Raw genomic sequence first — 24,443 nt, 5'->3', positions numbered from 1 at the left:
CGCGCTTAGCGCATAGCTTTTCGATCAGCTCGAGCGGGACACCGGTGACCCTCGCGACCACCGCGGGCGCCTTTCCCTTGCGCAACATTGCGTATGCGGTACGTACCCGCAGACTTGGCGCTGACCGGTCGGACTCATCCAGGAAGCGAATATCGTTCGCGGACATACCTTCACCCCCACATTCCGCGCCGCGGATGCCCGCCAAGCGAGGCGGTCACTACCGCCGGCGGCGTCCACGAGGCATACAGATTGGCCCGCTCCTGAGCGGACAACCGGCGCCGCGCCCAGACACGGCGAACGAACGATTCGAAAGTTGTCATGATCGGCTCCCGACGAGGTCACCGACCGCGCGTGAACGCTTGCGCCGCAGTGCGATCTAAGACGCACACCGATCGACGGGGCGAATGATCTCAGGCACAGACGCGTTTGTCGCGGCCGAAAGGACAAGTGTTGCAACTCGGATACGGACTATCACCGGGTTTCACACTTCTCACCTCCTCGCCGCCGGGGCGCACGCGGGCGCCGTCTGCATATCAGCACGGGCGAGAGGGAATCCTGCTACGAATCCTCGCAGCAGCGCACCCTCTCGTCAGAGCTTTGGCACTGCGCGACGTAACCCGTTGTCCGGGTAGCCACTTTGGGTCATCCCTTAATCCGGGAAGACCTGTCCTGACCTTGGGCGTCTCTCGACGTCGTCAGATCAGTGGCCTGTGTTCGCGCAGGAACCTCACCTACCGAGGTGCTGACCGCCGTCAATGATGAACCCAAAACGGCTCGCGGTCAACTCGAATGTCGGCCACACGCCAACTAGGGCGAACTGTCCGGTTCATCGAGCATCTTGTAGCTCGGGTCGACCATGTGCACCGGATTGTGGCCGTTCTGGCGTGCCTTGCCGCTTACCCGGATCAGTTGCCCAGGCACAAGGTCCTTGCCGTGACCATGCCGAAAGACCACGGTGAGACTGCCGGTGTCGTCGCCGATCTGAGCGACGCATCGACCGTTTGCGTCTGTGTCGAGCTCACTGATCCGGCCTTCGACCGTGCCCCGGTGGCCGCTGATCAAACCGCCGATTCCGATCGTGGCCGATGCCTGATGTGGGTGCTCGTAAGTCTCCACTTGGCGCTCGTCCGCGCTGGTGATCCGCGCCTGCAGGCGCTCGACCCGGCGGGTGATGCGTTCCTCGGCGAGGTCGGGGAAGGCTTGCCGAATCCGCGACTGCACGTCGTAGGGCACGATGGTGGCCGCTGCGTGCGGGATGCGACTGACCGCCCGCGCCACCCGGTCGGCGGTGCGGTCATGCAACAGCCGGCCCAGCAGCGGGGCGTAGCTGCGGCGCGGCAGCAACACCGTGACGTGGGTGTTGGGATATTGCGACAGCGCCTGCATTACGAGTTCCTGTGTCGCGCGCGTGATCCGTCGATCCGGGCAGTCCACTACCCGCAACGGCGTCACCATGTCGAAGTGGTCCCATCGATTTCGCAACCGCTCGGCATGGGCGGCGTCGATCATCAAATGCACCGCAGTGACCTTGTCCGCGCCCAGACCGCGGCCGTAGCGCAGGGCCTCGAGGACGGCGAGGTCGACCGTGTTGACCAGGACGACCACGTAATGGCGCGCGTAGTTGACGATGTCTGGACGGTTGGTCCGGAACTCCTCCAAAATCGCCGCCTCAGCGCGATATTCGCGGTTGAGTCTCATTAGGATCCACACCAGCAGCGGAAACACCACCACGACCAGCCATGCGCCCTCGGTGAACTTCGCGACCGCGAAAATCGCCACCACGACGGTCGACAGAACCGCCGCCGACAGGTTGATCGCCAGCTTGTACCGCCACCCCGTTTCGCGGTGGGACAGATGGTGTTTGGTCATTCCGTACCCGGCCATCGAGAAACCGGTGAACACGCCGATCGCATAGAAGGGCACCAGCGCGTTGACGGTGCCGCCGGTGGCGATGAGCAGGGCCACCGACAACACGGTCAGCACCAGAATGCCGTTGGAAAACACCAGGCGATGCCCGCGCTTGGTCAACTGCCGCGGCAGAAACCGGTCCTCGGCAACGAAATTGGCCAGGGCCGGAAACCCGTTGAAGCTGGTGTTGGCTCCGGTGAACAAGATTGCGGCCGAGGCGATCTGCACCAAGGCATAAAGGACGTGACCGATGATGCCGGTGCCGAAAACAGCGCGCGCGATCTGGGACAGCACCGACGGGTAGCCCGCCGTGTACGGCGTCGCGTGAGTGACGTAGGCCAGATAGGACACCCCGCCTACCAAGAAACCGAGGGTGGTGGCCATCACCGTCAGCACCTTGCGCGCGTTGGGGCCCTCCGGCTTCCGAAATGTGCTGACGGTGTTGGAAATCGCCTCCACCCCGGTCAGCGACGAACCACCATTGGCGAAGGCACGCAACAACACCAAGATGGTCGCGCCCATCACCAACCCGCTGCCCTGATGCACAGCCACCGCACCGGACAGATGCGCCGAATCGTAGACGGGCAACCCGCCCCACATCTCGCGCACCACGCCGACGACGATCATCAAAATGACCATGATCGAAAAGAAATAGGTCGGAATCGCGAACGGGCGCCCCGCTTCCCGCAGCCCGCGCAGGTTCGCGTAGCACATGAGCAGCACTACCGCGACGGTGATCTCGAGGCTGTACGGGCCGAGCACCGGAACGGCCGAGACCACCGCCACCGTGCCCGCCGCCGACTGCACCGCCACCGTCACCACGTAATCGATCAGCAGTGCCGCGGCGGCTATTTGCGCCACCCGCGGCCCGAAGTTCTCCCGGGCCACCACGTACGAGCCACCGGCACGCGTGTAGGCCATGACGACCTGTCGATACGACGCCGCTACCAGCACCAGGATCACCAGGATCACTCCGGTGATCGGCAAGAGCAGCGTGAACGCCGCCAACCCCGCATACGGCAGCAGCTCCAGCAATATCTCCTCGGTGCCGTACGCCGAGGAGGAGATAGCGTCCGGTGACAACACGCCCAGCGCAACCGGATTCGACAACCGCTCGGATCGCAGTTGCTCGGTGATCAACGGCTTGCCCAGGACCAGTCGTTTGACCGCGTAGCCCAATGACTCCGGGGCAAAAGCCGGCAACCGCGAACTCTCGCTCTGCAAAGTCATCGATGACCTCCTGGCCCATCAGCGCCGAACACCGTTGTCGCGCATCCCATCAACAACCTCCGGAATCCTATGGCCGGGCGGGCCGCCGGAACGCGATTCGCGGGGTCGAGCGTCGTGAGATCTGCTGGGTCTGCGCAGCATCGAGCGGCGTCGCTGCGGCCGGTCGGGCCGGTACAGCAGGTTCCGCCGCCGCATCGGAGACCCGCAGCAGCAACGCGATGAGCGCGTAGTTGGCCACCACCGAGGACCCGCCATAGGACAGAAACGGCGCCGTCAACCCGGTCAGCGGGATGAGACCGGTGACTCCCCCGACCACGACGAACACCTGCCAACCAATCGAGAAGGCGAGGCCTCCGGCCAGCAGCTTGCCGAATCCGTCGCGGACCGCGAGTGCGGCACGCATTCCCCGGATCACGATTACCAGGTAGATCAGCAACACCGCGGTCAGGCCCACCAACCCAAGTTCTTCACCGATGGTGGACGCGATGAAGTCGGTTTTCGCGAACGGCACATCGTCTGGACTGCCCTGGCCCAGGCCGGCGCCCAGTATTCCGCCGGTGGCCATTCCGAACAGTGCTTGGGATATCTGGTAGCCAGTGGTCGCGTAGGTCGCGAAGGGATCGTTCCAGATCTCCACCCGAACCCGTACGTGCGCGAAAAGGTAGTACGAGGCGGTGGCGCCGACGGCGAACAACACCAACCCGATCAACAACCAACTGGCCCGGCCGGTGCCCACATAGAGCATGACCAGCAGCGTGCCGAAAATCAGCAGCGAAACGCCGAGGCCCTTCTCGAACATGAGCACCAGCGTCGAGATGGCCCACACCACGATCAACGGACCGAGGTCGCGGGCGCGCGGCAGGGTCATTCCGGCGACCCGACGGCCCGCCTGGCTGAACAGGTCTCGGTTATGGACCAGGAATGCGGCGACGAAGACGACCAGCAGAATCTTGGAGAACTCGGCCGGCTGAATCGAGAAGCCGTGCACCCGGATCCAGTTCTTGCCGCCGTTGACCTCGCTGATGCTGCCCGGCAGCACCGCCGGAACGACAAGCAACACGAGCCCGGCCAGCCCGCAGGTATAGCCGTAGCGGCCCAGGACTCGATGATCGTCCACGAACCACAGCACCGCGACGAACACGCAGAGACCGATCAGCGTCCACAGCACTTGGTGCGCGGAATCCGACTCCAGACTCGGTCCTACCGAGCGGTGCCCGATCGGCAGGCCGGCCAGATCGAGGCGGTAGATCAGCACCAACCCGACACCGTTGAGCATGGCCACACACGGCAGCAGCACCGGATCGGCGTGCGGCACCAGCCAACGCCCGACCCCGAAGAGCGTCAGCATGAAGGCCGCCACTCCCCCGATCCACCATGCGGCCTCCGCGACCGTGACGCGCTGGGCAAGGGTTTGTTGGACCAACAGACCCGAAGCGATAACCGGCAGCGCCGCCAGGCCCATCAGTGCCGCGGCGCGGCGTGGGTTGACCGACACGGCAACCGTCAACGTGAAGCCTTCCTCACGGCCAAAGCGTACTGGCTTACGACCAGCAACGGCGTTGCGCACGAAACGTCAATCTCGTGTCGGGACAGGAAAATAACGACGTTTCGCCCGACATCGGACAATACGGCCATGTCCTGGGCCGCGGTGGTGCGATCCGCGGCGAAACGGGTACCCGTTGCTTCGGTTCAACTGGGATAGAGGTGGCACCCATGACGGTTGTTGGCAGTGTGGGCGGCGCGGGGCTCCGCGTGCTGCGCGCGGGGGCGGTCGGCGCGATCGGCACGGCGAGCGCGGTACAGGCCTTGACCAATCCGATGGTGACCTCGGTCGAGCGAACCACCGGCCGACTGCTCGCGGTCGTCGGCAATGACCATGAGCCGCCGCGGGTTCCGCCGTCGGTCGCGTGGCACACCGGTCGGCGTGTGCACCTGGATCTGGAACCGTTGCTGCCGTTCGCGCATTGGTCCGAATACGCGGAAGCGGTCGAAGAGGCGGTGCGCAAGCTGCCCGGAGTCACGTCCGCGCACGTCGAACGTGCGCTCGGACGGTTGGTGGTCGAGCACCGGGAGCAGGCCGACGCCGAGCGGATCTGGGGGGCGGTCTGTGCGGTGCTCGAGCCGCTGAAGTCGGAGCCTGGCGGCGAACCACCTTCTCGAACAGCACCTTTCGCCGACCCTGGCGACCCACTAGCCCTGCTACTGCCGGTCACTGCTGCCGCAATGGACGTGGTGGCCATCGGTGCGGCAGTTACCGGCTGGGTGGGCCGACTGCCGGCCGTGCCGCGCACCGCACGAGCGGCTGCAGCGGTGCTCAACCACCAACCGCGGGTGGTGTCATTGCTCGAATCACACCTGGGACGGGTGGGCACGGACATCCTGCTGAGCGCATCGATGGCGGTGACGCACGGGTTGAGCCAGTCCGTGGGCGGTCCCGCCCTCGATCTGGCCCAGCGTGGGTTGCAGATCGCCGAGGCGGCTGCCCAGCGGCGCACCTGGCGACAGCGAGAACCAGACCTCGCGTCCTCCGATCGCCCGCAAGCGGCCGTGGTTCCGGTGATCTCGTCGGCCGGCGCTGAGCAACCGCGCCACGGCTGGGCGGTCACCGCGGCCGGCGAGGTCTCGCATGTGGTGGTGGATGGCGCCATCGACGTCGCCGTCGATTCCGCCAAGGGCGCGGCAGGTGGCGCCATCGAGGACTACGCGGACCAGGCCGCCAATGGGTCGTTGCTCGCAGCCGCGGGCGCACTGCTCGCCGGTGGCGGATCGGAACAGGTTGCCGACGCCGTTTTGGCGGGCGTTCCGAAAGCCGCGCATCTGGGCCGGGAGGCGTTCGCCGCGGTGCTCGGACGGGGATTGGCCGACGCCGGACAACTCGTTCTCGATCCCGGCGCGCTACGCAGATTGGATCGGGTGCGGGTTGTGGTGGTCGACGGCGCGGCGCTACGCGGTGACGCGCGTGCCGTGCTGCGGGCACACCCCCTGGCTCCGGGTTGGGATGACGACCGGGTCTACGAGGTGGCCGACGCTCTGCTCCACGGCGAGCGGGCGCCCGAGCCGGATCCCGATGAGCCGCCCGCGGCACGGGCCCGACTGCGCTGGATTCGCCAGCATGCGTCGGCGACGCCCGCAGAAGGCCGTGAGCACGCCGATCTGATGGTCGACGGCGAGCGCGTCGGCAGTGTCGAGGTCGGGTGGGAGGTAGATCCATTCGCCGCTCCCCTGCTCCAGACGGCACACCACGCGGACGTCCGGGTGGTGCTGCGCCATGTCGCCGGCACCGACGATTTGGCTGGCAGCGTCGCCGAAGTACGCCCGGCGGGAACGCCACTGCTGGAACTGGTGCGCGAGCTTCGGGCCGACCGCGGGCCGGTCATGCTCATAACCGGTCTGCATCCCGACTTCGCGTCGACCGACACGCTGGCGGCGCTAGCCATCGCCGATGTCGCTGTGGCACTGGATGATCCGAAGGCGGCGACGCCCTGGACCGCCGACATCATCACCGGGCCCGATCTGGCCGCGGCGGTACGGCTGCTTGCAGCGTTACCGGCCGCCCGCCGAGCCACCGAATCCGCAGTGCGGTTCGCAAAGGCGGGCAGCACGCTGGCCGGCCTGCTGCTGGTGACCGGGGAGTCCGGCACCGCCAGCCGAATCAGTTTGCGGCGCTGGGTGAGTCCGGTGCACGCGGCCGCCGGCACAGCGCTCGTGGCGGGCACCCTCGCCGCCCGCGGAGTGCTGCGGATGCCCGAACCGACGCCACAACCGCTGACCGCATGGCATGCGCTGGATCCCGAGATCGTGTATTCACGACTCGCCGGTAACGGGGCCGCGCTCGTCACTGCGCCGAGCCTGTCGCCGTGGCGGCGCCGAATCGCCGAGATCACCGACACGCCCGTGCTGGCGCCGCTGCGCGGAACGGCAAAGGCGGCGGCACGATTGGGGGCCGCAACGAGGACCGAACTGAGCGACCCGTTGACCCCGGTGTTGGCTGTCGGCGCGGCGGCGTCGGCGATTCTCGGCAGTAACGTCGACGCTGTCCTGGTGGCCGGCGTCATGACGGTCAATGCGATTGTCGGTGGTATTCAACGGCTTCGGGCCGAACGTGCTGCCGCCGCTCTGTTCGCGGAACAGGAACTGCTCGCCCGGCGCGTGGTCGTACCCGTCGTTGCCACGACCCGGCGCCGTCTCGAGACGGCGCGGCACGGCCAGCGGACAGTGAAGGTCGCGGCGCACTCACTGCGACCCGGTGACGTCATCGATCTTGCTGCCCCCGACGTCGTACCCGCCGACGCGCGGATACTCACCGCGGACGATCTCGAGGTTGACGAGTCGTTCCTCACCGGCGAGTCGGTGCCCGTGGCCAAGCAAGTCGAATCCGTCTCCGCCGACGAATCCGACCGCGCCAGCATGCTTTTCGAGGGCAGCACCGTCGTAGCCGGGCAGGCGCGCGCAATCGTCGTGGCGACCGGCAGCGCCACTGCCGCCAGTCGCGCGATATCGGCGGTGGCCGACGTGGGACCCGCACCGGGGATTCAGGCGCGACTGCGTGAGTTGACGAGCAAGGTGCTGCCGCTGACGTTCGCCGGCGGCGCGACGGTCACGGGGTTGGCGCTGCTGCATCGCGCTTCGCTGCGCCAAGCCGTCGCCGACGGCGTGGCCATCGCCGTGGCGGCAGTTCCGGAAGGTCTGCCCCTGGTGGCCACGATTTCCCAACTCGCCGCCGCCCGGCGACTGTCCCGGCACGGCGTGCTGGTGCGCACCCCACGGGCGATCGAGGCGCTCGGCCGGGTGCACACAGTGTGTTTCGACAAGACCGGCACGTTGACCGAAAACCGTCTGCACGTCGTCGCCGCGGTCCCCGGCGGGACGAATCCGCACCGCCGGCTCCCCGGCCTCAAAGACAAGCGCGCCGTCAAGGTACTGCGCGTGGCGGCCCACGCCTGCCCGCAACCGCAGAACGGCCACGGCCATGCCCACGCCACCGACGAGGCGGTCGTGAACGCGGCCGAGGAGCTGTGCGGTGAGCAGGTGGCGCAGTGGACTGCCAGCGCCGAAGTTCCCTTCGAGTCGAGCCGCGGATACGCGGCGGCGGTCGGTTCCGAACCTTCCAGCCGCGAACCGATGCTAGTGCTGAAGGGTGCGCCCGAGGAGATTCTGCCGCGTTGCCGATTCGCCGACCCGGACACCGACCGCCACCGCGCCGACGAACTGAGCGAAACTCTGGCCGCGCGGGGTTTGCGGGTTCTCGCTGTGGCGCAACGCAAATGGAAGGGCGAATTAGCAGATTCGGATGCCGATGTGATCGACTCGAACGCAACCGAGTTGGAATTGGTTGGCTTTGTCGGGCTGGCGGACGTGGCCCGAGCCTCGGCGCGACCGCTGGTGGAGGCGCTGGAACAGGCGGGCCGTCAGGTCGTGCTGATCACCGGCGATCATCCGGTCACCGCGCGCGCGATCGCGCACCAGCTCGGTATGCCCGAGGATGTCCGGGTGGTCACCGGCGCCGAGTTCGGTGCGCTCGACGAGGACGCGCGCGCCAAACTCGCCGTCGACGTGAATGTTTTCGCCCGGGTGAGCCCCGAGCAAAAGGTTCAGGTCGTGGCCGCACTGCAGCACTGCCATCGGGTGACCGCGATGGTCGGCGACGGCGCCAACGACGCCGCGGCGATCCGCCTTGCCGATGTCGGCATCGGAGTCAGTGGTCGCGGCTCGTCGGCCGCCCGCGGTGCCGCGGACATCGTTCTCACCCGAGACGATCTGACCATTTTGCTCGACGCACTCGTCGAGGGTCGCAACATGTGGGGCAGCGTCCGCGATGCCCTGGCGATCCTCGTCGGCGGCAACGCCGGTGAAGTTCTGTTCACCCTCATCGGCACCGCGCTCGGTTCAGGGCGGGCGCCGGTAGGCACCCGTCAAGTGTTGTTGGTGAACATGCTCACCGACATGTTTCCTGCGCTCGCCGTCGCGCTGACTCCGCGCGATCCGGATCCGGAGGAGTCGGCCGAATTGTCCGGCGACGAACTCGAAGCCGCCCGCCGCGAGCATCGAAACACCCTGCTGGCCCAACCAGCGCCATCGCTCGACGCGCCATTGACGCGTCAGATCATCAATCGCGGCGTGGTGACGGCTGCCGGCGCAACCGCCGCCTGGGCCATCGGCAACTGGACTCCAGGTTCCCAGCGACGCACCCAGACAATGGGATTGACGGCATTGGTAAGCACCCAGCTGGCGCAGACGTTGCTCACCCGGCGGCACAGTCCGCTCGTCATGGCCACGGCCGTCGGCAGTGCGCTCGCCCTCGCGGCCATTGTCCAAACACCGGTCGTCAGTCACTTTTTCGGATGCACACCACTGGGACCGGTCGCCTGGACCGGCGTAGTCGCCGCGACGGGGACGGCCACCGCACTGTCGGTTTTCGCGCCCGATCTGTTGGTGAAGATGGCGAATACCGGCACTGCGCGGGCGACGACGCAGCGCCACGAGGCACAGACGCACTGATCGAATCCACCCTCGAGAAAGGACCTCGACATGGCAACCAACAACCGGACGGCCGGTACCTCGACGCCCCGCAAACGCGCGGCGGCCAAGGCCACCAAAGCCGCCGCCAAGCCAGACGCACCGTCGGAAGAGAAACAAAGCGCCACAATCCAAGTCCCATTCGTCAGCGCCTCGATCACGGTGCCGGGCCCGGGTGCAGCGGTCAAGGTCGGCCCGGTCGCGATGACCCTGCCCACCGGTTACCTCTACTACGGCGGCCTCGGCGCCCTGGCGCTCGCCGGCACCATCGAATGGCCGGTTGCGGCCACGTTGGCGGCCGGCGGGTTCGTCGTTGATCGGTTCCGCCATCGAGGTGACCGTCACGACGGCAAGCACGCCGATTAGGCCTCGGCCAGCATCTGCTCCTTGACGGCGAGCGGTTGCTGGCCGCGCAGGTAGCTGACCTCACGAATGCCCAACGCGGCATGCAACTTTCCGGCGGGCAAGGTTACCGGCACCGGTCCGGTACCGACGCCGGGCTGCGGCAGTGGGTAGGCGGTAGTGGTGGCGCTGTGAAAGGTGATGTTCCCCTCGGTCTTGGTGAACAGCTGGTGCACATGGCCGTTGAGGCAGGTAACCGACGCGAATCGGCGCAGGTAGCTGAGGGCCTCGGCCGCGTCGTCGGTGCCCCACCCCCACGTTGGATACATCGCGAACAACGGAATGTGGCTGAACACGATGATCGGCGTGTCGTTGGACAGTCCGGTGACGTCGGTGCGCAAAAAGTCGAGCTGGTCCCGCCCGAGGTGGCCTAGCCGGTTCAGGTTCAGCGTGTTGACCAGCGCCACAACGTGTACGCCCGCGATGTCGAAGCTGTACCAGCCGTCGCCGCGGGTGCCCGCGCCGAACGCGGCGCGGTACTTCTGGCCCGCGTCGTCGATGGAATCGTGTTCTCCCGGAACGACAAAGACGTGTGGGGTGTCGAGGTCGCTCAGCATCTGTTTGACTTGGTCGAACTGGTCCGGGGTGGACAGGTGCGTCAGGTCGCCGCTGTGGATGACGAAATCCGGCGTGTAGCCGAGGCTGTTCACCTGTCGAATCGCTTCGGTGAAGGTGTCGGTCACGTTCGTATTGGCTGCGCCGTGGAAACCGATGTGGCTGTCGCTGATTTGCGCGAACCGCAACGTCGGGCGGTCGGATGCCGCAGCCTCGGGTGTCGGGGATGCCGCTGTGTGCGAGATGACTTCGCCGCCGACCACTGCGAGCCCGACGGCTGCGCCGAACCAGGCGCCGTGGCGTAGCAACTGCCGCCGCGTCATCGACTGTGGGTCGTTCATTTCACAACCACCACGGTGCCGTGCATGAACGGGTGGATCGAGCAGACGTAGTCGAAGTTGCCGGTCGTTGTGAAGGTGAACGCAAACGTCGCCCCCGACCCAAGGGCGGTGGATCGGAATGACCCGTCGGTGGCCACCACCGTGTGCGGTTCCTCGTCGTGATTGGTCCACGTGACTGTGGTGCCGACCGGAACCGTCAGTGTCGCAGGGGAAAACATGAAGTTGTCGATCTGCACCTTCATACCCGCGGCAGTCCCAGCCGAAGCGGTCGTCGCGGGCATCGTGGGCGTGTTGTGCGCGGCCGCTCCGTGTCCGGGCATACCGGGCGTCGGGCCGGTGCGGGACCCGAAGTCCACCGTTGGCGAAACCGATTGCGGCGCGGAGTCGTCGCAGCCGGCGAGCAGAGCGACAACAGCAACGGCGGCCACCGCGGTGCCGACAATACGCGGATAGCCTTGTGCGACAGCGATCATGAGCGAGCCCTTCGAAGATCGTGACACTGCTCCTGGACCGGAGCGAGTGTTCACCAGCTAGATAGGGCCCCGGTTACGCGAGGCGATCAGGCCGGCTTCGCGGGCACGAAAACTTCGATCATCCCGGCATTTTGACGTACCTCGATGCGCGGCAGCGGCCGGGGCGCGATGGGCAGTTGGTGGTTGAGCAGTTCCCCAGTCACCGCGAACGACGTTGTGTGGCAGGGGCAGCGCAAATTTTCAGCCGACGCGTCGAACCACAGCTTGCAGCCTTGGTGGGTGCACACCCCCGACACGGCCGCCAGCTGCCCGTCCTTGCGATGGACGAATCCGTTGACGGCGCCGAAATTGAAGGCGCGCACGGCGCCCTCCGGAACGTCGGCGACCGCCGCGACCGGACGCCACTCCCCATCGACAGGCGAAAGTGTTTGCGCGGTTTCGGTCGTCTGCGCGGGCGAGTTCTCGAAGATGCTGCGGTCTACCACCGTCGCCACCGCTGCCGCGGCTGCCGCGATAGAGACCCCGCCGATCACCTGCCTGCGGGTGCTCGACAGCTTGGGCGGCTTCGCACCCGCGTCGTCGTCGGCAAGTTCGGCGAGGCGGCGGTGCAGGCCGGTCAGAAACTCTTCGCTCGGCAGGTCGGCGCCGGATCGCGCGGCGCGCAGTTCGATCGCCATCCGCATCTGCTGTGCCTCGGCGTCATCGGGCCGAAATGCCGTCGGGCGGCGTCCGCGAAGCAGTTGGTCAACGAACCGCCGGAGCTGTCGATCGCTCATCGGTCACCCACCTCCTCGCCCAACTGCGCGGCCATCTGCAAAGCCCGATGCTGGATGACCTTCGCGTTGGCGACGCTCACACCGAGCGCCGCGGCGGCTTCCCGTACCGAGTGGCCCTGCAGAAACCGTAATTCCAGGATTCGACGGTACCGATCCGGCAGCCGGTCCAGGACCGCATCGACCCGCGCCGGTGCGTCCGAGGGTCCGGCTTCCGCCGATTCGGCCTCGCGCACGTCGTCATCGATCGTGGTGATCGGTCGACCCATTCGCTGCCGCCAATACGCCGCGAGCACGGTTCGCGCAGTTGCCCGCAGATACGTTCGCACCTCCGCGACACTGGCGGACACCCGCAACGGCCCCAATGCCGCAACAAAGACTTCGGCAGTCAGGTCCTCCGCGTCAGCTTTGTTGCCGACCTTGCCGAACATCAGCCGATACACCCACACGGCGTTGTCTTCGTAGATCGCCTGCCAGTCCGGATAGGCGTCGGCGCGAATCACCCGCAGTCCCCGCCCGGCATCAGGGACGCCGCTCGGCGCCGGATGACGAGGTCGCTGTGGCCGCAGCCCCATCCGCCACCTCCGTCGAAGTCATACCCCGGCCCCAGCAGGCCGACGTTCGCAAGGAGATAGCACGGCAAGTTACACGCCGTCGCTGCCACCGCGCCTATTCGCAGTGGAAAACGTCGTTGTAGATGTCGTAAACCTCGTAGCACGGTGGCGGATTTGGCGCCGGATTGCTCGCCGGACACGCGATGGCCGCCGCTTGCGCGCCAATCGCGATCGCTGCAACCGCGGCCAGTACCAGCACTAGACTCCGCACGGCACGCTGGAACATCATTGCTCCCTGGTGTTGGGATTTGCTGTGTACTGAGGGATATGGGAGCGGTTACGGCGCGTCTACGCGAGGTCGCTCGGCGCTGACGATGGCGTGCGCGGCGCGATGGAGGCAGTCGAGCACTGCGGGAACGTCTCCGCCGACGAGGGCAGCGACGTCCGTCAGCGGCATCCGGCGGTAGTAGGCAAGGATCAATACGCGCCTGTCGAGTTCCGGGATACGAAACAGCGCGTCGGGCATCTCCTCGGCCGGAGGAGATGACTGTAGGCTTCCCCGGTTGCTCACCAGACCCACCGCCCCTGCTATCGGGAATAGGTACACCGCAAGCGTGAATCGGCGATCCGGTCGCGGATAGGCACCCTTGGGTGCGCAAATCCCCACCCCGTCGCGAAGGGGGCGACTGTCGGCGGACAGCCATCGGACTCGCCGTGGAAGCGGGACCGTGAGCGCTGTCATCGTTCTATCGTTTACTCGTGGCGGGTTCGAAGGTTGCACTGTTCATCACGGCCCTGGTCGCTGCGCTGCTCGCGATGACGGGATGCTCCTCGTCCTCGAATGAAAAGCTGCCCGACGCGGCCACGACCTTGCGCGAGGCGGCCGCCGCGGCGCGCAACCTGCACAGTGTGCACATCACCCTCACGGTCAACGACGATCCGCCGGGAATGGCGCTGCGCGGCGTCGACGGTGATGTCGCGACGGGCGGAAATGCCCGCGGGACGCTGCGTTTCAACCTTTCCGGCGCACTCATCGAGGGTGAGTTCGTTGTTGTCGGCAAGACCGCGTACTTCAAGGGCCCGACCGGTGGTTTCCAGACTCTGTCGGCCGAGCGCACCGCGAGCATCTACGATTCCTCGGCATTGCTCGACCCCCAGCGCGGCATCGCCAACGTGCTCGCCCACACCACAGCGGCGAAGACGGACGCCGTCGACAACGTCGGTGACGTCCGCGCGTACAAGGTGTCCGGCAAGGTCACCAAGGCGGTGATCGCGCCGATCGTTCCGGGGGTGAGCAACGACGTAGACGTCACGTACTGGCTGCGGGCGGACGGTGAGCGCGATCTCCTTCAACTCTGGCTGCAACTGCCGAACAGCAGCGCGAACCCGACGGTCCAGGCAACGCTGAGCAACTTCAACAAGCCCTTCACGGTCACACCGCCGTCGTGACCACCAGCGCACGGCGCTGGGTTGTCGCGTCCGCCGGGCTCTGTGTACTGCTGGGCGCGCTCGACACCTATGTAGTGGTCAGCCTCCTCGGCGACATCGTCCGCGACATCGGGATCCCGGTGAACCGGCTGGAACGAGCGACCCCGATCGTGACCGGTTACCTGCTCGGTTACGTAGCTGCCATGCCGTTGCTCGGTCAAGCCTCGGACCGTTTGGGCCGGAAACCGTTGTTGCAGTTGTGTTTAGTGCTCTTTGCCGTCGGGTCCGCGGTGACCGCGGTGGGTGCGACGGTGACCTGGCTCGTCGCCGGTCGCACCGTGCAAGGGATCGCCGGCGGCGCGCTGCTGCCGGTAACAATGGCACTCGTCGCCGATCTGTGGTCACAGCAGCGGCGCGCCGAGGTGCTCGGCGTCGTCGGCGCCGCGCAAGAACTGGGCAGCGTATTCGGGCCCTTCTACGGAATCGGTCTGGCCGCACTCACCGGCTGGCGGGGCGTGTTCTGGGTGAACCTACCGCTCACCGCGGTCGCGATCGTGGCGGTACAGGTGATCGTGCCGCGCCAACCGCGCGAGAAAACAACTATCGACCTCGTCGGCGGTGCACTGCTCGCGGCAACGCTCGGGCTCCTCGTCGCCGGGCTGCAGAATCCAGACCCGAATGCAAGCGCATTCGCGCCGTGGGCGATTCCCGTGCTGTCGGCCGCTGCAGTGTGCCTGGTGGCACTCGTTGCGTGGGAACGGTGGTCGAGTCGGAAACTACTCGACCCCGCCGGGGTGGCGCTGCGACCGTTGGCTGCGGCGCTCGGCGTCAGCCTGCTGGCGGGAGCGGCATTGATGGCGACGCTGGTGGATATCGAGTTGATCGCCCAGGCGGTACTCGGGCGCGACCGCACCAGCGCGGCGCTGACGCTGTTGCCGTTTCTCGCTGCGCTGCCGATTGCCGCGGTGCTCGGCGGCGTTCTGGCTACCCGGTTCGGCGACCGGCCGATCACGGTGGCCGGCATGCTGGTCGCCGCGGGCGGGTACTGGCTGGTTTCGGGCTGGTCACTCGCGATTGCCTCGAGCAGCTACCCGCTGGGCCTTCCGCGCATGGTGATCGACCTGATCATTGCCGGCGCAGGTCTCGGGTTGATCATCGCGCCGATATCGGCGGTCGCATTGCGGACGGTGCCGGCCACTCGGTACGGCACTGCTGCCGCCGCGGTGGTGGTGGCGCGGATGACGGGAATGCTGGTCGGCATCGCGGCGCTGTCCACGTTCGGTTTGCACCGATTCCACAGCCTCACGAGCAGTCTCAACCCGCCCCTACCGATGCAGTACCAATCCAACGAGGACTTCGAGCGCGCGCTCGCGACCTACCGCGCGTCGGTGGACGCTGCCCAGATGACCGAATACGACGAGATCTTCGCGATCGTGGCGGTCCTTTGCATTATTGCGGCATTTCTCGCGCTACTGATCCGCGTTCGTGATCGCGCTGCGGGAGAAACTGGTCACCCGTCAAAGAGAATGAAGCCCTTCCCACGTCTCAATCCCATGGTGTAGACCTGAAGTACGTCCGTCGGGAAATCAAAACGCCACATCGGCCCGCGGGTGGAGAAACCTATTCTAAAATTCAATATTCGGTGCCCCACAAAGGATGTCATCTCTACTTTTGATAAGCGAACTTGATTGAAATTGAGAATGAACGACAAAGAACCCTGGGAAATGTCGGTCGCAGAACTTCGCGGCGAGCAACAGGCGTTGCGCGCACTGCGCAGCCGAACCTACGCGGAACGCGTCCGCTTGATTCTGATCCAGGACGAACTTGCCGACCGGGTCGCGTCAACACACCTATCCACGCGCCGGCCCATGCCGCCGATTCAGCATCTGTCCGTTCAGGTACGACGAGTCGATGGCGTGCCGGTGATCGCATTCGCCGGCGAGATCGATCTTGCCACCGCACCGGAGCTCGATCCGCCGCTGCGGGCGGAGTTGCTGAAAACGTGGGGACCCGGGATTGTCGTCGACCTCGATCAGGTGCACTTCCTGTCCTCGGCCGGAGTAGCGCACTTGATCGATGCCGGCATCTGGGCTGCGGATATGGCCAAGTCGGTGGTGATCAGCGTGTCCGCTCAGGTGGTCGCAAAAGTTCTGCGGCTAGCCAATTTCGATTCGGCTGTGTCCGTCTGTGCAAGCGTCGCGGAGGCCGTCGCCAAGCTCAGGGCTGACACCGCGGCGCACCGCGGCGAGGGCCGCATCGACCACACGCAGTGACATGCCGGCTGCGGCTACCGAGCCCGCTCGCGGACACGCAGCAGCTTGCCCACCGCCCCGACCATGCGCTCGTAGTCGGCCGCCCTGTTCAGCAAGACCGAGGAGACCATCAGCCCGCTGAGCACGGACACGAGCGCGCGCGAAAGGTCCAGCCGCTCGGCGTCGTTCGCGGCGAGGTCCGCAGGCGCGAAGCGGGCGAGATCATCGCAGTACTCGCGCAGCTTTCGCAGGGACGGCTTGAGGGCCCGTCCAAGCTTGTCGTCGCGCTCAGCCTCGACGAGCACGGTGACGACCATGGCGGCCAGAGTCGGGTCTTCGTCGTATAAGCCCGCGAAGTCACGCAGCGCGGCGGCCAGCGCGGCATCGAAGGAGTCAGCCGCGGCCAACCCGGCGCGCAATCGGGTGGCGCCGTAGGCGTAGACATCGTCGGCCACGGCGACGAACAACCCTGCTTTGCTGCCGAAGCGCTGGTAAATCACGGGCACTGTAACGTCGGCACGAGCACCGATTTCGGCCACCGACGCCCCCGCATACCCTTTGGCAGCGAACAGTTCTCGCGCGACGCGTAGCAGGTCGCCGCGCGTGTCTCGGCCTTCGTCGGCTCGCGGCCGGCCGGGCGGCCGGGCCCTGCGGTCGGTGGATTCAGCGAGCTTCCGCATGCTTCTCCTCGTCTCTACCCGTTGCTTAAACGATAGGCCACTCGTATATTAGTTACTACTAATTTATTTTCTGAGCGCGAAGGGCAAGATGCCATGCCGGTCCTCACCACGACCGTCGACCCAACCGACGGGGCCCATCAGGCCAAGCGCGCGGATCTGCTCGACCGCATCGCTGCCGTCGACGCCGAGCACGCCGCCGCCGTGGCTGCGGGCGGCGCCAAATATGTTGAGCGGCACCGTCGACGGGGCAAGATGCTGGCTCGAGAGCGGATCGAGATGCTCATAGATCGCGACTCGCCATTCGTGGAACTCTCCCCGCTGGCCGCGTGGGGCACCCAGTTCCACGTCGGCGCCAGCCTGGTGACCGGGATCGGCGCCGTCGAGGGCGTCGAGTGCGCGATCTTCGCCCATGAACCGACCGTCAAGGGCGGCACCGGAAACCCATACACGGTCAAGAAGTTCTTGCGGCTCTTCGAAATCGCCGCACAAAACAACCTGCCGATCATCAGCCTGGTCGAATCCGGCGGAGCCGACCTGCCCACCCAGAGTGAGATTTTCGTGCCGGGCGGGCGGCAGTTCCGCGATCTGACCAACGCCTCGGCGGCCGGCCGCCCGGTGATTTCGCTGGTTTTCGGCAATTCCACCGCGGGCGGGGCCTACGTTCCAGGAATGTCGGACTACGTGGTGATGGTCAAGGAAGGCGCCAAAGTCTTTCTGGCCGGCCCGCCGCTGGTGAAGATGGCCACCGGGGAGGATACCGACGACGAATCGCTTGGCGGTGCCGAAATGCACGCGCGCACATCCGGTCTCGCGGACTATCTGGCGGTCGACGAGATGGATGCGATCCGGATTGGCCGGCAGATCGTCGCGCGGCTCAACTGGCGCAAACGTGGCCCCGGCCCCACCCTGCCCGCGGATGCGCCGGTGCACGATCCCGAGGATCTGCTCGGCATCATCCCCACCGACCTCAAGCAACCCTTCGACCCGCGTGAGGTGATCGGCCGCATCGTCGACGGATCCCGGTTCGACGAATTCAAGCCGCTGTTCGGCACGAGCCTCGTCACCGGGTGGGCTTCCTTGCACGGCTACCCGATCGGGATACTCGCCAACGCGCGCGGCGTGCTCTTCAGCGAGGAGTCACAGAAGGCCACCCAGTTCATCCAGTTGGCCAACCAGATCGACACTCCGTTGCTGTTCCTGCAAAACGTCACCGGCTATATGGTCGGCAAGGAATACGAGCAGAACGGCATCATCAAGCACGGCGCCATGATGATCAATGCGGTGTCGAACTCCAAGGTTCCGCATCTGACCGTAAACATGGGCGCCTCCTACGGCGCCGGCAACTACGGCATGTGCGGTCGCGCCTACGGGCCGCGATTCCTGTTCTCCTGGCCCAACTCCAAGACCGCAGTGATGGGCGGCGCGCAGCTGGCCGGCGTCATGTCGATAGTCGCGCGCTCGTCCGCCGCGGCCCGCGGGCGTCCGTTCGACGAGCAGGCCGACGCCGACCTGCGGGCAGCCGTCGAGGACCAGATCGAACGGGAATCCCTCGCGACCTTCATGTCGGGCAAGGTCTACGACGACGGCATCATCGACCCGCGAGACACCCGCACCGTCCTCGGCTTCTGCCTGTCCGTCATCCACAATGCCCCGATCGAAGGCGCCAAGAGCGCCTTCGGCGTCTTCAGGATGTGACCACCATGATCAACCGAGTACTGGTAGCCAACCGCGGCGAGATCGCCCGCCGCATCTTTCGTACCTGTCGTGACAGCGGCATCGCCACCGTCGCTGTCGCCTCCGACGCCGACCTGTCTGCACCACACGCACGAGAGGCCGACATCGTGGTGGCGCTGCCTGGGACAACGCCGGCAGAAACCTATCTACGCAGCGACCTGATCATCGCGGCGGCGCAGAAGTCGGGCGCCGACGCCGTCCATCCCGGGTATGGATTCCTCTCGGAGAACGCGGATTTCGCTCGCGCGGTCATCGAAGCGGACCTGACCTGGATCGGCCCAGACCCGAAGGCCATCGAGGCGATGGGCTCGAAGATCGAATCGAAACGGCTGATGGCTGCGGCAGGCGTTCCCGTCCTCGGTGAACTCGAACCCGAAACGATCACCGACGCCGATCTGCCCGTGTTGGTGAAAGCATCGGCGGGCGGTGGCGGCCGCGGCATGCGCGTTGTGCGCAGCATCGACGAACTCGCCGGCGCGGTCGATGCCGCTCGAAAAGAGGCGGCCTCGGCGTTCGGCGATCCGACCGTCTTTTGCGAGCCGTACCTGCAAGCCGGCCGTCATATCGAGGTCCAGATATTGGCCGACAGGCACGGTCAGGTGTGGGCGCTGGGTGAGCGCGAGTGCTCGATTCAGCGCCGCCATCAGAAAGTGCTCGAGGAAGCGCCGTCGCCGCTGGTCGATGCCGAATTGCGCGAGCGACTGTGTGCGGCGGCCACAGCCGCCGCCAAAGCCGTCGACTACGTGGGCGCCGGCACCGTGGAGTTCCTGGCCGACAACGACGGCCGGTTCTTCTTTCTCGAGATGAACACCAGGTTGCAGGTCGAGCACCCCGTCACCGAATGCGTCTCGGGTATCGATCTGGTGGCATGGCAGTTGCGCGTCGCCGAGGGCGAACCACTGCCCACCACCGACCTGCCGGTATTGCGCGGGCACGCGATCGAGGCCCGCCTTTACGCCGAGGATCCCGGCAACTCGTGGATGCCGACCAGCGGACCGATTCACCAGTTCGCCATTCACGGCGTCGATTCGGAGTTCGCTATACCGAACGGATTCGGCCTACGTCTCGACGGTGGATTCGGCGCGGGCGACACTATCGGCGTGCACTACGACGGCATGCTGGCGAAGGTCATCGCGTGGGCGCCGAGCCGGGCACAGGCGGCCCGCAGGCTCGCCGGTGCATTGGCCGCCAGCCACTTGCATGGACCCGTCACCAATCGCGATCTGCTCGTGCGCGTACTGCGCCATCCCGAGTTCATCGCCGGACGTATCGATACCGCCTTCTTCGAGCGGGATGACTTTGGCGAACTTGCCGCTCCGCTTGCCGACGAGGTCGCGGTCAGACTGAGTGCGCTCGCCGCGGCCCTCGCCGAATCCGCCGCAAACCACGCCTCTGCCCGCATCCTTTCCGACCTCCCCAGCGGGTGGCGCAACGTAACGTCGGGCCCGCAACGGGCTGCCTACTCGGCGGGTTCCCGCGAAATCGAGATCGAGTATCGGCGCACCCGAGCGGGGCTGATGGCCGACGGATTCGACGATGTGCGAGTCATCGCCAACACCGCCGACGAAGTCGTTCTGGATGTCGCGGGCGCCCGACACCGGTTCGCCATCGCAATGTACGACGGCCGGATCGATGTCGACTCGCTGCTTGGCGCGGTCACCCTGCGCCCGATCCCCCGGTTCTGCGATCCCGCCGTGGGCACCGCGGCGGGATCCTTGCTTGCGCCGATGCCGGCAGTGGTTGTCGCAGTGCACGTCGATGAGGGCGACGCCGTCGCCGCCGGGCAGCCCGTCGTCGTGCTCGAGGCGATGAAGATGCAGCACACCATCACCGCACCAACCGCCGGCATTGCCACGGCGATGAAAGTCACTGCCGGCCAACAAGTCGAAACCAACCAAGTCCTCGCAGTTATCGCCGTCGCCCCCGAGGGAGACCAATCATGACTATTCCCACAACCTTGCCGGAAGCATTTCAGCACCAGGTCCGCGCCCAGCCTGACAACGTCGCGCTCCGCACTGTGGGCGGCGGGGTCAGTCTCACCTGGCGCCAGTACGGCGACGAAGTACGCCGCCTCGCAGGCGGATTCGCCAAGCTGGGGCTGCGACGCGGAGACACGTTCGCAGCAATGCTGGCCAATCGCCCCGAATTCAACCTGACCGAAATGGCCGCGAACCACCTCGGCGCCACGACGTTCTCGATATACAACACCAGCTCTCCCGAACAGATCCGCTACCTGCTCGAGCACTCGGACGCCAAAGTGCTGGTAACCGAACGACAGTTCATCGACGCGGTCCAGGAATCAGGCGCAGCGATCCCCCACGTACTCATTGTCGAAGAAGGCGATCTCGATAGCCTCACGCCGGCAGCCGATTTCGATTTCGAGGCAGCGTGGCGGGCCGTGCAGCCCGACGACGTTCTCTGCCTGATCTACACCTCCGGCACCACCGGGCCACCGAAGGGCGTCGAACACACCCACGCCGGATTCCTGGGCATGGCGCACGCTCACACCCGACGGTTTCCGATCGACAGCACCGACACAGCCGTCTCCTACCTGCCCGCCGCGCACCTGGCCGACCGCGGCGTTCTCTACTACTTCCACACCGTCAACGGCGCGCAGATCACCACTGTCGCCGACATCAAGCAGCTTCCGGCCGCGTTGGCCGAAGTCCACCCGACGACCTTCGCCGCGGTGCCGCGCGTGTGGGAAAAGTTGAAGACCGGCATCGAGTTGCAACTTGCCGCGAACCCAACGCTACGGGCCGACTTCGACGCAGGTGTCCCCGAGGTCGTCGACGCAGTCCGCGCGAAACTTGGACTCGACCGGGTGAAGTGGGCACTGTCCGGCTCGGCGGGCATCCCGCCGGAAGTGTTCGCCTTCCTGGTCAAGCTCGGGATTCCGGTAACCGACATCCGGGGCATGTCAGAGATCGGCGTCGCCACTGCGGCGTCCCCGGCACAGGCTAAGGCGGGCACGGTCGGAACGCCATTGCCCGGGTACGAGGTTCGGCTCGAAGAGGATGGCGAGTTGCTGATTCGTGCGCCATTCATGATGCGCGGATACCGCAACGATCCGGCCAAGACGGCCGAAATTATCGACCGCGACGGCTGGCTGCACACCGGCGACATTTTCGTCAGAGACGACGACGGCTATCTGACGATCATCGACAAGAAGAAAGAGCTGATCATCAACTCCGGCGGAAAGAACATGTCGCCGAGCAATATCGAACATGCCATCAGCGGCGCGTCACCGATTGTCGGCCCGACCTTCGCGCACGGCGACGGTCGGCCCTACAACGTCGCACTGATTACCCTCGATTGGGAGGTCGCGGGGTCGCTGTCGCAGGAATGGAACCTCGACCGCGACCCTAATGCGCTGGTGCAGGATTCGCGGATCATCGACATGGTGCGCAACGCCGTTGCCGAAGGCAATTCGCACCTGTCCCGGATCGAACAGATCAAACGGTTCGTCCTCCTCCCCGACCGCTGGGAGCCCGGCAGCGACCTCGTTACGCCTACCGGAAAGCTCAAGCGAAATCTGGTCCGCGACAAGTACGCGGGCCAGATCGATCGCTTGTACGCCGCGGACCCGACTCCGGACGTTCACGAACCGAGCCCGTCCGTTATGCCCGCCGGTACGCCCGAACCGCCAGTGGCGCAAAGATAATCAGGGTGGCGGCCATCCACGCGATCGCCGGCCACAAGTGCGTAGCAACGGGCCCGCCCAGCGCAAGTGAACGCATCGTGTCCACCACCTGGCTGACCGGCTGATTGCGCGAAAATCCTTGCAGCCAGCCGGGCATCGACTGCACCGGCACGAACGCCGAACTGACGAACGTCAAGGGAAACAACCAGATCATGCCGAACGCTTGCACCGATTCCTGGTCCTTGATGGCCAGGCCGATGAACGCCGACACGCAGCACACCGTGAAACCGAACGCGGTGGCCACAACCACCATCAGCACGGCCGCGCCGACGCCGTTGTGGAAGCGGAACCCGACTGCGTAGCCCACGCCGATCATCACCAGGATCGTGATCAGCATCCGGACGACGTCCGCAACCAACCGGCCACCGAGCACCGCCGAGCGGGCCATCGGCATGGAGCGGAACCGGTCGATGACACCCTTCTGTAATTCCATCGACAACGCGATCGCGGTGCCCACCGAGGCGAAACCGGCGGTCTGCGCGATGATTCCGGGAATCAGGTAGTCCACGTACCCCCCGGCGTTGCCGACGTGGATCGCGCCGCCGAAGACGTAGCGGAACATCAGCACGAACATCACCGGCTGCACGAGAGTGAACACCAGAAAGGCCGGAACCCTCATCCACACCAAGAGGTTTCGGTAGGTAATCGTGGCGGTGTCCGAGACCGCGTCGCGGGCTTTGGTCGCCACCGTCAGTGGCGGCGGACTCTGCGGGCGTGGTGCCATGGTGATCATCGGGTTCCTCGCTTCGAGCGGGTGCCGCGGCCGCGGCCCACGCCGGATCGCTGCGCCGGTTGTTCGTCTTCGGCAATGTGGCCGGTGAGGCTGAGAAACACGTCGTCGAGCGACGGGCGCCGAAGTGCCATTTGGTCGGTGTTCACCCCGGCCGCGTCCAAGCGACGCACCGCCTCCACCAACGACTGCGAGCCTCGATCGCCGACGGGCACCGACACTTTGCCGGTCTCTTCGTCGGACTGAACCGCACTGTGTCCAAGTTCGGCCACGGCGGCGACCGCCGCGGACAGGCGCGCCGGATCCGGAACGACGAATTCGAGCACATCTCCGCCGACGCGGTCCTTGAGTTGCTCTGCGGTGCCGGCCGCGATGACGCGGCCCCGGTCGATGACCACGATTTCGTTCGCCAGTTCATCGGCCTCATCGAGGTATTGGGTGGTGAGCAGCAAGGTCGTGCCGGCAGCGACAAGTTCACGAATCACCTGCCACATCCCCAGACGGCTGCGCGGATCGAGCCCGGTGGTCGGCTCGTCGAGAAACAGCACCGACGGGGATGCGACCAAACTCGCGGCCAGATCGAGGCGGCGTTGCATGCCGCCGGAATACGTCTTGGCCGGCCGGTCCGCGGCGTCGGTCAGGTCGAATTGATCGAGTAACTCCGCTGCCCGCTGTCGGGACTTCGCCCGCCCCAAGTGATACAGGCGACCGACAATCTGCAGATTCTCCCGACCGGTGAGTTCCTCCTGGATCGCCGCAGATTGTCCGGCCAACCCGATCCGGCGCCGCACGGCCGCGGCCTCGCGCACCACGTCATGGCCCTCGACGAGGGCTCGACCGCCGCCCGGGCGCAGCAGCGTCGTCAATACCCGGACCAGGGTCGTCTTGCCAGCACCGTTGGGGCCCAGGATCCCCAGCACGGTGCCGCGTGGCACCGCCAAATCGATCCCGCGCAGCGCGTGCACCTGGCCGAAGGACTTGGTGACGCCCTCCACGAGGATGGCCAGATCTCCTTCGGTCCCCGACTGATGTCGCACCCGCACTCCCGTCTGTAGCCGCGATTGCGAGGCTAGTCGCCCGGTGCGCAATTCGGTGGCCCGATTCGGCCCGACCCCGCGGCCTTGCGGGTAATTTCCGGGGCGGGGCCACAGTCAGCCACGCAAT

20 protein-coding genes and 1 riboswitch are annotated in these 24,443 nt (G+C 66.1%); of the genes, 8 read left to right on the top strand and 12 right to left on the bottom strand.

The window, feature by feature from the left end; genetic code table 11:
* Positions 1 to 170 precede the first annotated feature (170 nt).
* From FOS14_RS24580 to FOS14_RS02835, 3 genes are all read right to left on the bottom strand, one after another.
* Entirely contained in the window at positions 171 to 320 is a 150-nt protein-coding gene (locus FOS14_RS24580) for a hypothetical protein (RefSeq protein WP_185981582.1), read from the bottom strand.
* A gap of 255 nt (positions 321 to 575) precedes the next feature.
* Positions 576 to 746, bottom strand: a riboswitch (M-box (ykoK) riboswitch).
* Between the two features lie 61 nt (positions 747 to 807).
* Positions 808 to 3,138 carry an APC family permease gene (locus FOS14_RS02840; protein WP_143768751.1) on the bottom strand — a complete coding sequence of 777 codons (2,331 nt, stop codon included), beginning with the start codon at positions 3,136 to 3,138 and terminating at the stop codon, positions 808 to 810.
* Between the two features lie 67 nt (positions 3,139 to 3,205).
* On the bottom strand, positions 3,206 to 4,705 hold the full coding sequence (locus tag FOS14_RS02835) for an FtsW/RodA/SpoVE family cell cycle protein (protein ID WP_304944894.1): 1,500 nt from the start codon (positions 4,703 to 4,705) through the stop codon (positions 3,206 to 3,208).
* Positions 4,706 to 4,851: 146 nt separating this feature from the next.
* On the opposite strand from FOS14_RS02835, the gene FOS14_RS02830 reads away from it, so the two are divergent.
* Together FOS14_RS02830 and FOS14_RS02825 are read left to right on the top strand one after the other, a co-directional pair.
* Positions 4,852 to 9,636 carry a cation-translocating P-type ATPase gene (locus tag FOS14_RS02830; RefSeq protein WP_143768750.1) on the top strand — a complete coding sequence of 1,595 codons (4,785 nt, stop codon included), beginning with the start codon at positions 4,852 to 4,854 and terminating at the stop codon, positions 9,634 to 9,636.
* Positions 9,637 to 9,666: 30 nt separating this feature from the next.
* Entirely contained in the window at positions 9,667 to 10,020 is a 354-nt protein-coding gene (locus FOS14_RS02825) for a hypothetical protein (RefSeq protein ID WP_143768749.1), read from the top strand.
* Here the strand turns inward: FOS14_RS02825 and FOS14_RS02820 are convergent.
* The 6 genes from FOS14_RS02820 to FOS14_RS02800 form a co-directional block, all read right to left on the bottom strand.
* Positions 10,017 to 10,952, bottom strand: a complete 936-nt coding sequence (locus FOS14_RS02820) for a metallophosphoesterase (RefSeq protein WP_255450020.1) — start codon at positions 10,950 to 10,952, stop codon at positions 10,017 to 10,019. The genes FOS14_RS02825 and FOS14_RS02820 overlap by 4 nt on opposite strands.
* Positions 10,949 to 11,425 carry a cupredoxin domain-containing protein gene (locus tag FOS14_RS02815; RefSeq protein ID WP_255450019.1) on the bottom strand — a complete coding sequence of 159 codons (477 nt, stop codon included), beginning with the start codon at positions 11,423 to 11,425 and terminating at the stop codon, positions 10,949 to 10,951. The genes FOS14_RS02820 and FOS14_RS02815 overlap by 4 nt, the downstream gene beginning before the upstream one ends.
* Before the next feature lie 86 nt (positions 11,426 to 11,511).
* On the bottom strand, positions 11,512 to 12,201 hold the full coding sequence (locus FOS14_RS02810) for a ubiquinol-cytochrome c reductase iron-sulfur subunit (protein ID WP_143768748.1): 690 nt from the start codon (positions 12,199 to 12,201) through the stop codon (positions 11,512 to 11,514).
* On the bottom strand, positions 12,198 to 12,773 hold the full coding sequence (locus FOS14_RS02805; protein ID WP_143768747.1) for an RNA polymerase sigma factor: 576 nt from the start codon (positions 12,771 to 12,773) through the stop codon (positions 12,198 to 12,200). The genes FOS14_RS02810 and FOS14_RS02805 overlap by 4 nt, the downstream gene beginning before the upstream one ends.
* A 94-nt stretch (positions 12,774 to 12,867) precedes the next feature.
* Positions 12,868 to 13,038: a hypothetical protein gene (locus FOS14_RS24920; protein ID WP_221936647.1), complete on the bottom strand. Its 171-nt coding sequence runs from the start codon at positions 13,036 to 13,038 to the stop codon at positions 12,868 to 12,870.
* Positions 13,039 to 13,089: 51 nt separating this feature from the next.
* A complete protein-coding gene (locus FOS14_RS02800; protein WP_221936646.1) occupies positions 13,090 to 13,323 on the bottom strand; it encodes a hypothetical protein in 234 nt (77 codons plus the stop codon).
* Between the two features lie 188 nt (positions 13,324 to 13,511).
* On the opposite strand from FOS14_RS02800, the gene FOS14_RS02795 reads away from it, so the two are divergent.
* The 3 genes from FOS14_RS02795 to FOS14_RS02785 all read left to right on the top strand — a co-directional run bounded on the left by FOS14_RS02795 (position 13,512) and on the right by FOS14_RS02785 (position 16,453).
* The gene (locus FOS14_RS02795; protein WP_143768745.1) at positions 13,512 to 14,201 is read left to right on the top strand and encodes an LppX_LprAFG lipoprotein; all 690 of its coding nucleotides are present in this window, start codon (positions 13,512 to 13,514) and stop codon (positions 14,199 to 14,201) included.
* Positions 14,198 to 15,742, top strand: coding sequence for an MFS transporter (locus FOS14_RS02790; RefSeq protein WP_143768744.1), 1,545 nt, complete (start codon positions 14,198 to 14,200; stop codon positions 15,740 to 15,742). Before FOS14_RS02795 ends, FOS14_RS02790 begins: the two co-directional genes overlap by 4 nt.
* A 138-nt stretch (positions 15,743 to 15,880) precedes the next feature.
* Positions 15,881 to 16,453, top strand: coding sequence for an STAS domain-containing protein (locus FOS14_RS02785; RefSeq protein WP_143768743.1), 573 nt, complete (start codon positions 15,881 to 15,883; stop codon positions 16,451 to 16,453).
* A gap of 14 nt (positions 16,454 to 16,467) precedes the next feature.
* Here the strand turns inward: FOS14_RS02785 and FOS14_RS02780 are convergent, their stop codons facing one another.
* A complete protein-coding gene (locus FOS14_RS02780) occupies positions 16,468 to 17,112 on the bottom strand; it encodes a TetR/AcrR family transcriptional regulator (protein ID WP_143768742.1) in 645 nt (214 codons plus the stop codon).
* Between the two features lie 93 nt (positions 17,113 to 17,205).
* Between FOS14_RS02780 and FOS14_RS02775 the strand changes: the two genes are divergently transcribed.
* From FOS14_RS02775 to FOS14_RS02765, 3 genes are read left to right on the top strand one after another with little or no spacing between them, the layout of a single operon-like run.
* The gene (locus tag FOS14_RS02775; protein ID WP_143768741.1) at positions 17,206 to 18,807 is read left to right on the top strand and encodes an acyl-CoA carboxylase subunit beta; all 1,602 of its coding nucleotides are present in this window, start codon (positions 17,206 to 17,208) and stop codon (positions 18,805 to 18,807) included.
* Positions 18,808 to 18,812: 5 nt separating this feature from the next.
* Positions 18,813 to 20,789, top strand: coding sequence for a biotin carboxylase N-terminal domain-containing protein (locus FOS14_RS02770; protein WP_143768740.1), 1,977 nt, complete (start codon positions 18,813 to 18,815; stop codon positions 20,787 to 20,789).
* Positions 20,786 to 22,510, top strand: coding sequence for a long-chain fatty acid--CoA ligase (locus tag FOS14_RS02765; protein WP_143768739.1), 1,725 nt, complete (start codon positions 20,786 to 20,788; stop codon positions 22,508 to 22,510). The genes FOS14_RS02770 and FOS14_RS02765 overlap by 4 nt, the downstream gene beginning before the upstream one ends.
* Here FOS14_RS02765 and FOS14_RS02760 read toward each other — a convergent pair.
* Positions 22,467 to 23,282 (bottom strand): ABC transporter permease, encoded by an 816-nt coding sequence (locus FOS14_RS02760; RefSeq protein ID WP_221936645.1) that lies wholly within the window; start codon positions 23,280 to 23,282, stop codon positions 22,467 to 22,469. The genes FOS14_RS02765 and FOS14_RS02760 overlap by 44 nt on opposite strands.
* Positions 23,279 to 24,316 (bottom strand): ATP-binding cassette domain-containing protein, encoded by a 1,038-nt coding sequence (locus tag FOS14_RS02755; RefSeq protein WP_143768738.1) that lies wholly within the window; start codon positions 24,314 to 24,316, stop codon positions 23,279 to 23,281. Before FOS14_RS02755 ends, FOS14_RS02760 begins: the two co-directional genes overlap by 4 nt.
* Positions 24,317 to 24,443: the final 127 nt, after the last annotated feature.

The sequence above is a fragment of the Skermania sp. ID1734 genome, from assembly GCF_007489285.1.
Taxonomy (GTDB): Bacteria; Actinomycetota; Actinomycetes; order Mycobacteriales; family Mycobacteriaceae; genus ID1734.
This window is presented reverse-complemented; position numbering and strand designations above follow the sequence as displayed.